General features: G+C 60.1%; 15 protein-coding genes and 1 tRNA gene. 3 read left to right on the forward strand and 13 right to left on the reverse strand.

Annotated features, from left to right (window positions below):
• Positions 1 to 38: 38 nt before the first annotated feature.
• The 5 genes from GSQ77_RS08315 to GSQ77_RS08335 form a co-directional block, all read right to left on the reverse strand.
• On the reverse strand, positions 39 to 956 hold the full coding sequence (locus GSQ77_RS08315; RefSeq protein WP_158900968.1) for a hypothetical protein: 918 nt from the start codon (positions 954 to 956) through the stop codon (positions 39 to 41).
• A gap of 11 nt (positions 957 to 967) precedes the next feature.
• Entirely contained in the window at positions 968 to 1,825 is an 858-nt protein-coding gene (locus tag GSQ77_RS08320; RefSeq protein WP_158900970.1) for a DUF2092 domain-containing protein, read from the reverse strand.
• A 44-nt stretch (positions 1,826 to 1,869) separates the two neighbouring features.
• Positions 1,870 to 2,169: a hypothetical protein gene (locus GSQ77_RS08325; RefSeq protein ID WP_158900972.1), complete on the reverse strand. Its 300-nt coding sequence runs from the start codon at positions 2,167 to 2,169 to the stop codon at positions 1,870 to 1,872.
• Between the two features lie 271 nt (positions 2,170 to 2,440).
• Complete coding sequence (locus GSQ77_RS08330) at positions 2,441 to 4,894, reverse strand: hypothetical protein (protein ID WP_158900974.1); 2,454 nt, start codon at positions 4,892 to 4,894, stop codon at positions 2,441 to 2,443.
• Between the two features lie 354 nt (positions 4,895 to 5,248).
• On the reverse strand, positions 5,249 to 5,536 hold the full coding sequence (locus GSQ77_RS08335) for a hypothetical protein (RefSeq protein WP_158900976.1): 288 nt from the start codon (positions 5,534 to 5,536) through the stop codon (positions 5,249 to 5,251).
• A gap of 71 nt (positions 5,537 to 5,607) precedes the next feature.
• On the opposite strand from GSQ77_RS08335, the gene GSQ77_RS08340 reads away from it, so the two are divergent.
• From GSQ77_RS08340 to GSQ77_RS08350, 3 genes are read left to right on the forward strand one after another with little or no spacing between them, the layout of a single operon-like run.
• A complete protein-coding gene (locus tag GSQ77_RS08340) occupies positions 5,608 to 6,741 on the forward strand; it encodes an ABC transporter substrate-binding protein (RefSeq protein WP_367889655.1) in 1,134 nt (377 codons plus the stop codon).
• A gap of 16 nt (positions 6,742 to 6,757) precedes the next feature.
• Entirely contained in the window at positions 6,758 to 7,837 is a 1,080-nt protein-coding gene (locus GSQ77_RS08345; RefSeq protein WP_158900978.1) for an iron ABC transporter permease, read from the forward strand.
• Positions 7,837 to 8,679 (forward strand): ABC transporter ATP-binding protein, encoded by an 843-nt coding sequence (locus GSQ77_RS08350; protein WP_216854871.1) that lies wholly within the window; start codon positions 7,837 to 7,839, stop codon positions 8,677 to 8,679. Before GSQ77_RS08345 ends, GSQ77_RS08350 begins: the two co-directional genes overlap by 1 nt.
• A gap of 77 nt (positions 8,680 to 8,756) precedes the next feature.
• Here the strand turns inward: GSQ77_RS08350 and GSQ77_RS08355 are convergent, their stop codons facing one another.
• The 8 genes from GSQ77_RS08355 to tolR all read right to left on the reverse strand — a co-directional run bounded on the left by GSQ77_RS08355 (position 8,757) and on the right by tolR (position 15,676).
• Entirely contained in the window at positions 8,757 to 10,148 is a 1,392-nt protein-coding gene (locus tag GSQ77_RS08355) for an ATP-binding protein (protein ID WP_158900980.1), read from the reverse strand.
• A gap of 3 nt (positions 10,149 to 10,151) precedes the next feature.
• Positions 10,152 to 10,865, reverse strand: a complete 714-nt coding sequence (locus tag GSQ77_RS08360) for a response regulator (protein WP_158900982.1) — start codon at positions 10,863 to 10,865, stop codon at positions 10,152 to 10,154.
• A gap of 248 nt (positions 10,866 to 11,113) precedes the next feature.
• Positions 11,114 to 11,189 (reverse strand) — tRNA-Lys (locus tag GSQ77_RS08365).
• Between the two features lie 174 nt (positions 11,190 to 11,363).
• Entirely contained in the window at positions 11,364 to 12,122 is a 759-nt protein-coding gene (gene ybgF / locus GSQ77_RS08370; RefSeq protein WP_158900984.1) for a tol-pal system protein YbgF, read from the reverse strand.
• A gap of 5 nt (positions 12,123 to 12,127) precedes the next feature.
• Positions 12,128 to 12,628 (reverse strand): peptidoglycan-associated lipoprotein Pal, encoded by a 501-nt coding sequence (gene pal / locus GSQ77_RS08375; RefSeq protein WP_158900986.1) that lies wholly within the window; start codon positions 12,626 to 12,628, stop codon positions 12,128 to 12,130.
• A 127-nt stretch (positions 12,629 to 12,755) separates the two neighbouring features.
• The gene (gene tolB, locus GSQ77_RS08380) at positions 12,756 to 14,051 is read right to left on the reverse strand and encodes a Tol-Pal system beta propeller repeat protein TolB (protein ID WP_158900988.1); all 1,296 of its coding nucleotides are present in this window, start codon (positions 14,049 to 14,051) and stop codon (positions 12,756 to 12,758) included.
• A gap of 150 nt (positions 14,052 to 14,201) precedes the next feature.
• Positions 14,202 to 15,236, reverse strand: a complete 1,035-nt coding sequence (tolA, locus tag GSQ77_RS08385; protein ID WP_158900990.1) for a cell envelope integrity protein TolA — start codon at positions 15,234 to 15,236, stop codon at positions 14,202 to 14,204.
• Positions 15,233 to 15,676 (reverse strand): protein TolR, encoded by a 444-nt coding sequence (gene tolR, locus GSQ77_RS08390; protein ID WP_158900992.1) that lies wholly within the window; start codon positions 15,674 to 15,676, stop codon positions 15,233 to 15,235. The genes tolA and tolR overlap by 4 nt, the downstream gene beginning before the upstream one ends.
• Between the last annotated feature and the right edge of the window lies 1 nt (position 15,677).

The raw sequence follows: 15,677 nt of genomic DNA on the forward strand, positions 1-15,677 counted from the left end.
CGATCTTGCGCTCAAAGTCCTCTGACCAATGCCGGCCTCTATGGCGTTGGCACCACGCGGTAGTACACGCCGTTCGCGCCGTAGGAGGGCTGGAACCATGTGTTGCCACATAGGTAGTACGTGCCGCCCGAGACCGACGGCTTAACGCAACCACCGGGTAAGACCGCGTAGATAGCCCCCATCGCGAAGTTTGAGCTGACGCTCGGCACAGCGTAGGCGGTCGGTACCACCACAGTTGCACTCGTTGCTCCCGCAACCACGCCGGCGTTATAAGCATTCGCTGTTGCGGCTGCGTTGTTGGCAGAGGCAACGGCTGCGCCGGCGACAATCCCGACCGCTGCGCCTGCGGCCGCTGCGCCCGCTGTAGACCAGCCGCCGCAGTTGTAACACCCGGACCCGTAGTTATTCACCGTGGTCGGCGGATGATAGGCGGGATATGCTGCGCCGTAGTAAGGGCTGTGATATGCCGTCGCGCCTGAGGAATTGGTGTACGACGTATAGCCCGACCCTGTAGCGTGGTAGGCCGATCCCCCGTAGGCGTTGGTCGCGGAGGTGCCCTGGCCATAGGTGTGGGTGGCGCTCCCGCCATAGGCATTGGTAGCGGTCGTCTGGCCCGACCCTGTAGCGTGGTAGGCCGATCCCCCGTAGGCGTTGGTCGCGGAGGTGCCCTGGCCGTAGGTGTGAGTGGCGCTCCCGCCATAGCGATTGGTAGCGGTCGTCTGGCCCGAGCCTTCCTGGTGCGTTGCCGTGTCGCCGTAGCGCCCGGTCGCGGTGGTGCCTTGCCCGTAGGTGTGGGTTTCACTTCCGCCCCAGGCGTCGGAACGGGTCGTCGATCCCGAACCGTAAGCGTGCGACGTGCCGCCTCCATAGGCGTTGGCGTGTGACCACGCGCCGGCCGAAGCCGACACAAATGCCGAGATAAGCAGAGCTAAAAGGCGAATGGCGACCTTCTTCATGATGCCTCTCCTCATTGAGCCTTGGAAGGCTTGCTCTTGGGCGGTGGCTTCATGCCGGGCGCATCAGTGGCGTCGGGACGCGCAAAGGCGATACGTGTCGCGCCGCTCGTGTTGTCCGAAACGAAGGCGTTTGCGGGAACGTCCCCGTCAAGCGTCCAGTCGGAAAGTTCGAGAACATGACGCAATCGGAGGGGATCGTTGAGATAGATGGCGTAGACGCGACGCGGCAGTTTGTCGTCCGTGCCGATCCAGATCTGTATGAATACGTCGCCTGTGACGTAAGCAACCATGTCCGTGGGTACGCCCCCGACGACTTCGGATTGACCGATATAGAAAGCGATCTTCAGGCCCTCGGAGAGATCCTTGTAGGGGTCTGCGACGATAACGTCGGTGAAGGGAAAATAGATTGCTCCTGTGTCGTAGGCGACCTTCAGCGCGGCATCGATGGTTGGCGGCGCATCTGCGACGGCCACCAGGTTCTCTGGCACGGCGAAGGCCGTCATTGTCTTGCCGTCGTAAAAGAACTCCGTGCGTGGACCGTCGGCCAGGGTGATGACTCTGAGCTTGTCCGGCCTTTGCATCAAGACCCGCGACTGGGTGGAATAGACGAGCGGAGGTCCGAGTCGGCTCGGACTCTCGTATGAAACGACCGCCGTAAAAGCCATGGACTTGGCGGCAGCCAGACGGGCGCTCGACGCCTTGAGGATCTCGATCGCGCGCGGCTCAAGTCCAGCTTGGTACGCCGGCGCGTTTGTCGCGGCTTTTGTGGGCTGCGTCTTATGCGGCGGCTGGGCGGCATTGCCGCTTATCGCAAGGAACAGGCTCAGCGCGACGACGGTCCCGCGCCACAGCAATTTTTCGTAGCTCATCGCGGCCTCGGTGATTTAGCAGTCAGCGGTACGCTTAACGACGATCATGGGATCATGCCGCACTCGAACATCTTGTTCACGATGGGAGCCGCCACCCTCTCGATGAACATGGCGCGTATCTGCGGATCCTCGTGCAGCAACTGGATGGCCTGCTGTTCTTGCTGGGACCTGGGGCGGCCTTCTTGCTGCGCTTTCTCCCGCCATAACTGCTCGCAAGACGAACCCTGATATTTTTGAATGACCTTGTTGGCGGCCAAGTCCAGCATCGGGTACTGCTGCGCGAAAGCGACCCCTCCAGACAACAACGACGGTACGATCGCGAACCACAGGAGACGTTTGGTCATGAATTCCTCCAGTCTAGTCATGTCGAGGATATCGGGCGGCAGCACTGCCGAGATGATCGGTTCTGGGAGTAGGCGAATTCTAAAAATACTTCCGTTCTAACACCTGGTGGCACGTGATCAAGCATATTCACCTAAGCATAGACTAGAGCACTGTCGGAGATATCGAAATTGGACCTTGGTCCAATGCAGACCTGGCTCATTTCTCGCCGAAAACCAGGTCTACGACGTTGCGAGTAGGCGCACTTCGCGGGAAGCGCCTCGATAAAAGCGGTCATCGACGAAGGTTGGCCGCTCGGCCGCCACCACCGCCACCGCCGCCACCTCCACCCTGGGCAAAGCGTTGGCTCTGAGTTGCGCCCCGTTGCCGATTTTGCATATCTTGGTTCAGTTGTCCGTATGAACCTGCGCTAGTTCCAGGACGCGCTGGCGAGGCGGCGTTGCGCTGCGGGCTTGCCGGCTGCTGCGTAGGGCGCTGTTGTTGATACGTCTGCGCACTCGGCTTCGTTTGCGTTGCATTCCTGCCGGGAGTAGCGGCGGCACGCTGCTGCTGAGATGTCTGCGTTGCCGGTCTGGTTTGGGCTGCATTCGCGGTGGGCGTTGCGGGACGTTGTTGTTGAGCCGATTGCGGCTTGTTGTTCGACGTGGATGAATTGGTCGACGCTGGCTTGTTCACTGTGGACCATGAGCCGTTGTCATATTTTTGCCAACTGCCGTTCGTGTTCTTGTACACGTTGCCATCTTTGCCTGCGTACATGTTGCCGTTCGCCGTCTTGCCAACCGCGGCGCTCCCCATGGCGCCTCGACCTGCAACGGCTTTGGCACCGGACGAATTCTGGTAACTGGCGATGGTTCCTTTGGAGTTGCTCGTGTGTTGTGTCGCGGCCCATTGGTTACCCTTTGTGACCACGGAACTGCCCCACTGACCGTATGCGTTCGAGCCCTGTTGTGTGGTCCCATACGCACCGGTTCTAGGGTTGTACGCCTGACCGACGGATGCGCTGCCATTTGGGCCCGAGACTGTTGCACCCCGTGCATAAGTGCCTGTGTATGGGTTGTATGACGAGCCCCATTGAGCGCTGCCGTTCGGGCCGTACACGCCCCCGCGTGTCCCGCTCGCGCCGGTGTAGGGGTTGTAGGTGTGGTAACCGTAGGGCGCGGGACGCGGGTAGTAGACCGGATAGGGTCCATAACGGGTAGAGATGTAAGGCGGGTAGTAGTAGCCGTTGCCTTGAGCGACGATTGCGCCCAACGCTGCACCGGCGATAAATACACCGAGGTAACCCGCTGTGTAGCTTGCCTGGACGGTACCCGTGGGGGTCGCATATTGCGTCACGTAGACCACGTTGTAGACGGGCGAACTGGCAGGAATCGTATAAATGACCTTCGGCACAGTGACCGTCGTTTGCCATGGGCCGATCGGTGCCGCGGAATCGAACCATATCCCTTGCGAGCAGAGGTAATAGCGTTGCTCTACCTTGATCACCTTGGCCGGCGTGTTGGATGCGTAGGACATCGAGGTGCCGGTGATCGGGACGAAGGCGGGGTCGCCGCTATATGACACTTTGACCGCAGCCGCGGCTGCGGTCGGATTTATCTCGACAGTCGTCGGGATCTGCGCGAGCAACACCGCATCCTTTGCTTCCGGCGTCCCCGGTACCGACGTCAGGACCCTGCTGGCAGGACTGTTATGCGGGATATTAGCGAAGTCCGCGGGTAACTGATCGGTTGCATAGGTCCAGGGGCCCGTCGGTCCGGGTGCTGCAAACCAGCGGCCTGCACTCAGGTAGTAGTACGCGCCAGTCGGTGTGTAGACAAAAAGGTCACTATCCGTGTTGGTCGCAAATGTGAGCTTCGTACCGCGAATCGGCGAAAACGTGGGCTTGCCGCCAAAGACGATAAGCTCGGCGGGTACGTCGCTGAAGTACACCGTCGGCGCCTTTCCCGCGTGGGTTCCTGTCGCGCCCATGTATGGCTTGAGGGACGCCCACTGAGGATCTCCCGGGATCATCGCCATTTTCGCGGGTAGGCTCGAGGCTTCTTTCCATCCGCTTTTCAAGTCGTTCGACGACACCCAACGCTGTCCCGTGAAGAGGTAATACTGGTGCGTCGCGCTATCGAGAAAGAGCGGCCAATTGGCGTTGATCACCACCTGCATATCCGTGTTCTCAACCGGCGCAATCACGGGGGCGCCATCGACAAACAGCAAGATGCCCGGTCCGAAACTCGCAAAAATGGCAGGCGGATCGTTCTTGACCGCGACAGGCGGCGTATTGGCCTTCTGATCCACACTGGCAACCAGACGGTCCACCGAGATGGTCATGGTGGCATCCGGATTGAGGAAGGTACGCATTAGCTGATCGAGCTGTTTGGCAGCCGTCGGATCTGCACCGGGAAACGAGGTCCCCGTGATAGTTGGCTTGCTCAGTAGGACTGTACGGCTGTCCATGTCGGTGTCAGTGTTCATCTCCAATGTCACGACGCCGATTTGCGGCGTGCCACCTCGGGGCGTTAAAGAAATCGCCATCCGGCCGGTCACTTGCTTAAATTGCTTCCATTCGTCGATTTGCGGTTGGTAGAGGATGAGGTGAGCGCCATCTTGGTCGCGTTCGCGTGGCCAGCCCGGGTCGTCTGCGAAGGCTCGGACTGGGAAACCGCTGGTGATAAAGGTGAGCGCGAGGGCCAGAGCGGTCAGCTTCGCTGAGCGACGCTTGATAGGCATGGTCATGATCAACTCTCCCAGCGTCACATCGTACTCGAGGACATGGAATGCCCAGAGGCAGCAAGGTACTCAGGAAATTTGCTTCTGGTGGGCCGACACTGATCAAGTCTCGCGTCAGAGTTAGCGCCACGTGCGAGGGTTTACATTTGCTGACCAGTCAACTACTCGATCGATGTACGAAAAATAAGCTGCACGTCGCATTGGAGCAATTGGACCTTGGTCCAATACGGAAGAATCAATGGATATCTTCGCCTCTATTAAATTAGATTTCCTTGCGCTGGCAAAAGCCCTTGTCAAAGGGCTACTCGATCAGGTGACGGTCGAGATCAAGACCGCCGTGACGAACGGCGAATAGATAACTTAGTGAACTTGATCGACGGCTCGTACGGCCCTGTCGAGCGCATTATTCCCTGAGTGACCATCGCCAAAAAGCGGCTTTTTGTAATGGATTGTGTTGGTTGAAAGTCGGCTGTCACCCACCTGCTCGTCAACACAATCCATTACAAAATTGGCCATTTCCAACACATCCCCATTACATTCCATGGCTAGACTTCCGAATGGAATAAAAATAATTCTCATTTCCTTTTTGCGGATTGTCTGTGGACCTTCTTTCTTGTTATCGTGATTCCGCCCGTCGCCTTTGCGCACGGACCTTCGCACCGACCTTCGCACCGACCTTGTTAACGGCGCTGGTCGCTGTCGTGTCGACGGCGTGCGTTGTGTCTTTAACGGGCATGCCGCTGCCCGCGCAAGCGCAAACACAGGCGCCCATGCCGGCACCGGCGCAAAACACAGCCGCGCAAACGATCACCGATTTGGCCGGCCGCACGGTGAGGATTCCGGCGACCGAACCGCACCGCATCCTGCTTGGCGAAAGCCGCCTGTTGCCGGCGGTAGCGTTGCTCGAAGGACAGGACCCGCTTGCGCACATCGTCGGCTGGCAAGGCGATTTGCCTGCGATGGACCCGCAGACCTATCACGCGTACGCACAACGTTTCCCGCAAATCGAGCAGATTCCACTCATCGGGCAGTCGAGCGAAGACAGCGTCAGCCCCGAAAAAGCGCTTGCGCTGAAACCCGATCTCGCGATCCTGAGCATCGTCGGCGAAGGGGTGGGACTGCACAATCCGCTCGTCGAGCAACTCGAAGCGACCGGCACGCCCGTGGTGTTCGTCGACTTCCGCCTGCATCCGATGCGTGACACGCTGCCGAGCATCAAGCTGCTCGGCCAGGTATTGCACCGCGAAGCGCAGGCCGATGCTTACAGCGCGTTCTACAGCGAGCATTTGCAACGGGTCCAGTCGGTCGTCAGCCGCATTCCCGAAGCGCAGCGTCCGAAGGTTTTCATCGACCTGCTGGCGGGTGCCTGGGGTGCCGGCTGTTGCCACACGGCGGGCAAAGGCAATTTCGGCGAACTGGTTGAAGCCGCAGGTGGCCGCAACATCGCTGCGCCGCTTCTGCCGGGCGTGCTCGGCGATATCAGCCTTGAGCAGATCATCGCCGCGCAGCCCGATGTCTATGTCGCAACTGGCACGCATTCGAAAAGTGGCGGACTCGCGCTGCAAATCGGCGCGCAGACGAATCCGCAGGACGCGGCGCGCAGTCTCGCGCAACTGCTCGCGCGTCCCGGTTTCGACACGCTTGCGGCCGTGCGCGCTGGACGTGCGCATGGCATTTCGCACAACTACTATGACTCGGCGTACAACATCGTCGCGATCGAAGCATTGGCGAAGTGGTTCTATCCCGAGCAGTTCAGGGATCTCGACGTGAATGCGACACAGGCCGAACTCTATCGACGCTTTCTCGCCGTGCCGCCGACCGGTACGTTCTGGGTCGATCACCCTGCTGGCTGAACGCGGATACTTGTCGATGCCGATTTTTCTCAATGCTCCTGCTCGGCCCTTGCCGCATGAGGTAGCGGTGCTCAGCCGATACCGTCAGTTGACGCGCCGCCGCGTCGGCTGCCTCGTCGCGATCGTGTTGCTGATCGCAGCGTCGCTGCTGTTCGACTTCAATACAGGGCCGTCCGGCTTGCCCATCGCGACGCTGCTACGCACGATTTTCGAGCGCGCATCCGTCGATGAATCGACTCGCGTGATCGTCTGGCAGATTCGTATGCCCTACGCGGTAATGGCGCTGCTGGTCGGCGCGAGCCTCGGCGTGTCGGGTGCGGAGATGCAGACGGTGCTCGACAATCCGCTGGCCAGTCCGTACACGCTTGGCGTGTCGGCCGCGGCCGCGTTCGGCGCGTCGCTCGCGATTGTGCTCGATCTCGCGATTCCCGGCGTGCCGCAAGGCTGGATTGTGTCGGCCAACGCCTTCGTGTTCGCACTGCTGTCGGCGGCTATTCTCGACGCGGTCGCGCGCTGGCGCGGCATGAGCACCGCTGGTGTGGTGCTGATGGGCATCGCGTTGGTGTTCGCGTTTCACGCGCTGGTGTCTCTAATCCAGTTCATTGCCTCCGCCGATGCGCTGCAAGAACTCGTTTTCTGGACGCTCGGCTCGCTGGCGCGCGCGAACTGGCAAGAAATCGGCGTGCTGGCCGCGGCACTCGCGGTGTCGCTGCCGCTATCCATGCGCAATGCATGGAAGCTGACCGCGTTGCGGCTCGGCGAAGACCGCGCGGCGAGCTTCGGTATCGACATCCGCCGGCTGCGACTCGGCACGCTGCTGCGCGTCTCGATGTTGTCGGCGCTGGCGGTGTCATTTGTCGGCACGATCGGCTTTATCGGTTTGATCGCACCGCATATCGCGCGCACGCTGCTCGGCGAGGATCATCGCTTCTACCTGCCCGGCAGTGCGCTGCTCGGCGCGCTGATGTTGTCGCTGGCTTCGATTGCGTCGAAGCTCTTGATTCCGGGCGTGCTGGTGCCGGTGGGCATCGTTACCGCGCTGGTCGGTATTCCGCTGTTTCTCGGCATCGTGCTGCGCTCGCAGGGGCGGGCGTGATGAGTGCGATGACCGCAACGAGCACGCCGGGTCTGTCGATCCACGATTTGACGGTGCGCTACGGCAAGCGCCACGTACTCGATGCGCTGGCCGCCGGCGTGCTGCCGCGTGGTGAAATAACCGCGTTGCTCGGCCCGAACGGCAGCGGCAAATCCACGTTGCTGCGCACGCTGGCTGGTCTCACGGTCGCGAGCGGCGGCCGCCTCACGCTGGACGGTGAAACGCTCGCACTATCGCCGTCCGGGGCGCGCTCGCATAGCGTCGTTTATCTGCCGCAGGCACTGCCCGCCGGCGTGCGTCTTCAGGTGCTGGAATCGGTGCGCGTCGCTTTTTGCGCGACCCGAGGCCACGGCTTTGGATCGACGCATATGAGCCGCGATGCCGATATCGCACACGCGTTTTCGATACTTCAGCGGCTTGGCATCAGCGATCTTGCGCAGCGTACGCTCGACCAGTTGTCGGGCGGTCAACGGCAACTCGCCGGCATTGCTCAAGCGCTCGTGCGCGATCCGCAAGTGCTGCTGCTCGACGAGCCGCTAAGCGCGCTCGACCTGAATCATCAATTCCACGTGATGCAGATGCTGCGCGACGAAACGCGTCGTCGCAACATGGTGACCGTCGTGGTGCTGCACGACATCAATACCGCGCTGCGCGCATGCGATCGCGCGATGCTGCTCAGTCGCGGCGGCATCGTCGGCTTTGGACGGCCTGCGGATGTCGTCACGCCCGACAGTCTTAGGGATGTTTTTGGAGTCGTTGCGCGTATCGAGCCATGTTCACGCGGCACCCACCAGATTCTGATCGACGGTCTCGCCGGCCGGCCGGACATGGCAGATCACTAGAGAAACCAGTACCGGCGTATCGCATTCTTCTCGGGCGTTTTGAATCGACGGCTGGCGCTATCGTGCCGTGCCTGTTGCTACGCCGGTGCCTCTCTTGGCAAGCACAGCTTCACGAAGAGCCCCCGCTCGGGACGATTGACCAGCTCCAACGTGCCGCCATGCGCCACCGCGATGCTCTTCGCGATGGTCAAGCCGAGCCCCGTGCCGTTCGTCTTGCCCGGTTGCTCACGCACATAGGGCTCAAATACGCGTTCGAGCATACCGTCGCCGCGAATGCCCGGGCCTTCGTCGCTGATGACGATGAGGACCGCTTTACGCTGATCATGCACCTGCACTGCTGCGTTTGTGCCATGACGGATCGCGTTGTCCAGCAGATTCTGCAGGCAACGCTTCAAATTGCGCGGGTAACCGCTGATCGGCGCACCGGCGTGCCCTTCCACAATGACCTGCGTACCGGTTTCGGCGAGATCGTCACACAAGCCGCGCAGCAGCGAGTCGATATCGATCTGTCGGCGTGGTTCGGTCACCTCAACCGCCCGCGCAAAGTCTAATGCCGTATGCACCATCGCATCCATGTCGTCGAGATCGGCATTCAGGCGCTCGCGCGCCGCCGAGTCCGGCAACATTTCGGTGCGCAGACGCAGCCGGGTCAGTGGCGAGCGCAAGTCGTGCGAAATCGACGCCAATAGCCGCGTTCGCTCTTCGATGCCGCGAATCAACTGCTGCTGCATCGCGTTGAACGAGCGTGCGGCGACCACCACCTCGCGCGGCCCGTACAGCGGCAAAGCGGGCCGGTATACGTTCCTGCCCAAGGCCTGCGCCGCTTGCGCGAACCGCCGCAAAGGCTGCACGGCAATCCGCACCGCGACCATCGCAAAGCCGAGCGCGGCCAGAAAGCGGATGGCATAGATGCGCAGCACGTAATCGAGCGCCAGCGCACGCGTTTGGTTTTCCATGCCAGCCTGTCCTTCACGAGCGGTGACATCAAGCCAGGCGCCACCCGGCACTTGCAACTGGGCATGAAATCGGCCCGACGGCATGCGCGAGTCGAACAGCGTGAGGATGCCGCTGTCCCCGGCTTTGTCGGTAAGCCCGACGTCCAGCAGATGCAGCGTCACCGGCTCATGCAAACGCTGTGCAAGCACGCCCGCGATCAGGTTTTCGACTGCCTGATGCGCGACCGAGTGGGCTGGCTCCGGACTCGGCGCATCGATCACGCGCAGCGTGTAGCGTGCATCGTTAAGCTGACTTAATAAAGCTTGTTTCGATGCATCGCTGCCTGTGCCCTGAAGCAGGCGAACCGTATCGGCGAGACGACTGGCGAAAAGGCGCGAGGGCATTTCCAGGGTACGGTTGTCGTGCGCTTCGAACCAGATCGTGCTGGTCAACACCTGGCCGCCGAACATACCGACCACAAGAATCAGCGCCAGGCGTCCGAACAGCGTGTCTGGCCAGAGGCGCACTTTCATCGGCTAGCTTTCATACGTCACGCTGGCGGTCAGCATATAGCCCTCGTTGCGCACCGTGCGGATCAGCGCTGCCTCGCGCGCCGTGTCCTTCAGATGCTGCCTGAGCCGGCTGATGCACACGTCGATCGCGCGATCGAGCGGCGTGCGCTCCTTGCCGAATACCTCTTCCAGCAGAAAATCGCGTGACAGGGGCCGGTTCGGAGAGTCGAGCAGCGTGCGCAACGTGCGGTAGTCGGAACCGCCGAGTGTGACTACCACGCCTTCGGGCGACAGTATCTGCTTCATGCCGGTATCGAGCCGCCAGCCCGCGAAATTGATGTGGGCGGCGGCGTCCGTTGGGCGGCCGGCCGGAGTGTTGCGGGTGCGGCGCAATACCGTTTTGATCTTGGCGAGCAGTTCGCGTGGATCGAAAGGCTTCGGCAAATAATCGTCCGCGCCCATTTCGAGCCCGAGAATGCGATCGAGCAGGCCGCCGCGCGCACTGAGCATGATGATCGGCACGGTATTGCGGCGCCGCAGATCGCGCGCGACATCAAGCCCGTCTTCGCCGTCGAGCATCAGGTCGAGCACCACCAGATCGACCCGCGACGTGTTGATAATCTGTTTCATCTGCGTGCTGCCGGTGGCCACCGATACCCCGTATCCCATGCCTTGCAGATATTCGCGCAGCAGGTCGCGGATGTTGGGGTCGTCGTCGACTATGAGGATGTGGTCCATCTTGGATGCGCCGGGCGGCAATCGGAAGCTTGAGGGGAGGGTTGCCCGTTGTTATCGGGGAATTTCAATATAGCATTGGTGAGATAAGTCCGCGTTGGCGACGGCCGGCTCGAAGGCGTCCAGAATATCCCAGCGGCTCACTTGGGCTCTCTAGCTTTTGAGCCGTCCCACAACTTTCAGGGTGCAATTCAGAAACCAGAAAGCAAAAAGCCCAACCTTGTGGGCTGGGCTTAAATGCTTGAATGCTTTGGTAGGCCGTGCGGGATTCGAACCTGCGACCAACGGATTAAAAGTCCGCTGCTCTACCAACTGAGCTAACGACCCAAAGAAGACAGCGATTATAGTAAATTAGTGCAAATTCTGTCAAGCGCGCAGAGCGCTATATTGCCGGTTTATTGCCCAATTCGCCAATAAAAAAGCCCGGCGCGGAGTCTCCTCCAGCCGGGCTCGTACAACATTCGAACAACACCAGCCGGGCGCGAGAATCGCCCGAGGTGTTTACTTCAAAGCCGCAATCTTGTCCTTGGCCGTTTGGGCTGCCGGAGTTCCTGCGTACTCAGCCAAAACCTGCTGCAGCGTCTTTTTAGCCGCTGCTTTCTGGTTCTGTTCAACCTGGTTGTTCGCGATCGCAAGCAACGCTTCAGGCGCGCGTGGGTGGTTCGGATAGTTCTTCACCACGCCCGCCAGCATCGCAGTCGAGTTCTTGTAATCACGCAAAGCATACAGCGCGTTGCCTAACCAGTATTGAGCCGAGGGCTGATACGGGCTTTGTGGATACTTCTGAACGAAGTCGCGAAACGACGCGGCTGCGCTCTTGAAGTCACCGTCGCGGAACTGCTGCAGTGCTGCGTTGAAAACATCGGTTTCGCCCGGCTGCACAACGCCTTGCACCCCATCGACGGTTTGCTGCGTCGGCTCGAATTTCTTCAACCGGCCATCGAGGTCGGTGTAGTAATCGCGCTGTTGACGCTGCAGTGTCGTCACCTGGTTGCCGAGATCCTCACTCTGTCCGCGCAAGGTATCGACCTGTTGCTGCAACTGATCGATACGACTCGACTGATCGAGGATGGTGCGTTGTGCGGCAGCCATCTGCGCCGCCAACGTATCGGTCTTGGTGCGCAGATCAAGCACTGCCTGACGAGCTTGGTCGTCGTCAAACAGGCCGGCATGAGCGGGCAGGGCAAACAGCGCCATCCCCGTCACGCCGGCTGCCGCAATCGCGCGCAACCCTGAAAAGCGATGCGATCGTAATGACATGGTGCTTATTGGTAAACGAAGTCAGCGCGACGGTTTTGAGCGTAGCTGTCTTCATCATGACCGGTAGCTTGCGGCTTTTCTTTGCCCAGGCTCACAGCTTCCATTTGCGAATCCGGAACGCCCAGCAGCGACAGCGCGCGACGCACGGCTTCAGCACGTTTCTGGCCCAGTGCCAGGTTGTACTCGGTCGTGCCGCGTTCGTCGGTGTTGCCCTGGATCAGGACGTGACGTTGCGGGTGGCTCTTCAGGTAGTCAGCGTGAGCTGCCAACAGCGATTGATAGTCGCTCTTCACAGCGTAGCTGTCGAAGTCGAAATAGATGCTGCGCTTGGCCAGCGGGCTGTTCGGATCGTTCAACGGATCGACGTTGACGGTCGCGACATCACCGGGGTTCACGCCATTGCCTTGCGAGCCGGCAGCGTTTTGGTCAAGCTTGGCGCCCGAATGACAAGCGCTCAACACGCCAACCACGAGAACCACTAAAGCCATGCGAAGTTTAGAAAACATGTTTACTTCTCCTAAGTTGTCGTTGCATCAAATAAATATGGGTCAAACGGTTACCAGCCGATGGGCTTGATGTGACCCATCGACAGGCAATTACTGTCGCAGTAGCGGACAAACCGACTACTCCGATTTACTGCATAAAGGGACCCCACGAAGGTTGCGACACATTGCCGCCGCTCACCGACAGTACCTGGCGTGACGTGCCATCGACTGACACTGCTGCCAATACGCCGCGACCGCCAACGTAGGTAGCGTACAAAATGTATTGTCCGTTCGCAGCGAAACTGGGCGACTCGTCACGCGTGGTGTCGGTCAGGCCAGTCGCATCGCCGGTGCTCAGATCTTGTACGTAGAGCTTGAAAGCGCCGCCGATACGCGAAATATACGCGAGCTCCTTGCCGTCTGGGCTGATACGAGGGCTCGTGTTGTAGCTACCGTGAAACGTGACGCGTTGAGCCGGGCCGCCAGCGGATTCACCTTGCGCCGACATCTTATAGATTTGCGGCTGGCCGCCCCGATCGCTGGTGAAATAGATCGACTGACCATCGGCGGAAAATTGCGGCTCGGTATCGATGCCACTGCTGTTCGAAAGGCGGCGCAGGCCACTGCCGTCGGCGTTGACTTCATACACCTGCGTGTTGCCCGTGAGCGACAGCGAGACCGCCACGTGGCGGCCGTCCGGCGACCACGACGGCGCACTGTTGCTGCCTTTGAAGTTCGAAATGACGACACGATTGCCGGTCGGCAAGTCGTGGATGTAGACGATAGGCTTCTGTTTTTCGAAAGATACGTAAGCAACCTTGGTTCCATCGGGCGACCAAGCCGGCGAAATGATCGGCTCCGGGCTCGACAGCGCCACTTTCGCGTCTTTGCCGTCCGAATCCGAAATCTGCAACTGATAACGACCGCCGGTGCGTATCACATAGGACAGGCGCGTGGCGAATACTCCGCGCACGCCCAGCAGCTTCTGGTAGATGTAGTCGGAGATCTTGTGCGCGCTCATGCGCAGCCCGCTGGCAGGGCTCACCAGCGACAAACCGCCGAGGCTTTGCTGCTTGACCGTGTCGTAGAGTCGGAAGCGCACGTCGTAGTCGCCGTTGGGCAGGCGCGTTACGCTGCCGCCGACGAATGCATCGGCGCCTTTGACTTTCCAACTGCCGAGGTCGACCGAGTCGGTTTCGGAAATCGGCGTGCTGCCTGCGGCGACGTTCGAGAAGCGCCCGCTGCGAGCGAGGTCTTCCTTGACGATTTCGCTGACTTGCTGCGGCGAGCTTGCTTCGTCACGGAATGGCGCGGTGGCGATGGGGTACTGGCTGGCGCCTACGCCGGTGATATCGACGTTGAGTTCCGCATGGGCACTTGCGGCGACAGCGAGCAATGCCGCGGTCATCACGGCTTTAAAGCGGACATTCATTGGAAGGCTCATGCTTGGTTCAGGTTCCTGGTAGCGAAGCGTGGATGTCACATGCATCCTTCACGCGCCTGACTAGACATCAAAATTAGTTGAACGTTCCCGCAGCCAGTCGCGCACTTTAGGCAATTTGCGTGGAAATTTCAACACTAAACCTCAAATGTTTCAGCCTTTCGGGCGGAAGGTAATTGTAAAGTTGCTCGGCGTCTTCCCGTCCGTGTCGCGCGGCATCTGCCCAGATTTTTGCACGGCGCGCAGCACAGCGTCATCCCAAGCGGCATTGCCACTGGATGTACTGATGTGCGCCTCGAGGACATCGCCATCAGGTGCGCAATGCAACGCGACTACAGCAGCCGGGTTGCCGTCGATGCTGCTCGGAACAAAGACAATGTTCGGCTGCACTTTGCGGCGCACCTTATCGGAGTAACCCGCGCCAGTTCCGCCAGATCCGGTCCCGGTACCTGTAGAACCCAATCCGTTTGCTCCATCCGTCTGGCCGGCGGCCGAACCTTGCAGACGTGCCAGATTTGCCGCGCGTGCTTTATCTGACGCTGCCTTGGCTTTCGCGTCAGCGGCCTGCTGGGCCTTTGCTTCCTTCTGCGCCTCGGCTTTTTGTTGCGCCGCCTGAGCCTGTTGCTGCTGTTGTTTGGCCTGCTGATCCTTCAGTTGCTGGTCTTTCGCCTGCTGATCCTTGAGCTGTTGATCTTTCAACTGTTGCTGCTGCTTCAATTCGTCGGCTTTTTGTTGTGCAAGCTTTTGCGCGTCAGCCTTTTGCTGGGCCAGTTTGGCCTGGGCGGCGCGCTCTTGCTGCAGGCGAGCGTCAGCATCCTGCTGAAGCTGCAATTGCTTCTGGCGTTCCTGCTCTGCCAGCAAAGCCTGTTCCTGGGCTTGCTGCTGTCGCTTCTTGGCTTCCTGGAGCGCGATATCGGCGTCGTCGGGTGGCGGTGGCGTCACCACTTTCGGCACCACGGGCGCCGGCGGTTGGGGCGTCGGGGGCGTGACCGGCTGGTTGAGCTCTTCTGCGGTCCAGAGCTCCGCTTGCGCTCCGACCGGTGCACTGTTTTGCCATTGAATGCCATGCAGCAAAAACAGCAGCAGCAGGCAATGCATCACGACGGCCAAGCCAAGCGAGCGCCACGTCCCGCGCTCGCGAGGCGGGTCGAATGGGTAACCGGTGTTTTGGTTAGAGCGGTTATTCATGACGATTTGACGAGCAGTCCCACACGCTTTACACCACGATTCTTCAACTCTGACATGACGTTCATCACAGCTTCATATTTTACCGTTTTATCGGCGGCAATCACGACTGGCTCGTCAGGATTGGCCTGTTGACGATTGGTCACGAACGTGTCGAGATCGTTTTGCGTCATGGTCTGATCTTGCGTCAACGTGCCGTCTTTATAGCGTACCGAGAGGGTGCCGTCCGCTTTGATATTGACAATCACCGGTGGCGTCTGCGGCTGCGGCGACGCATTGCCGACCGTGGGCAAGTTGACGATGGTCGGTGTCACGAGCGGTGCGGTGACCATGAAGATCACCAGCAGCACGAGCATCACATCGATATAGGGAACCACATTGATATCGGACATCGCGCGGCGGCCGCGGCCACCGCGCATGCTGGAACGCATCGAACCTGGCATG

The sequence above is a fragment of the Burkholderia sp. L27(2015) genome, from assembly GCF_009765705.1.
GTDB lineage: Bacteria > Pseudomonadota > Gammaproteobacteria > Burkholderiales > Burkholderiaceae > LMUX01.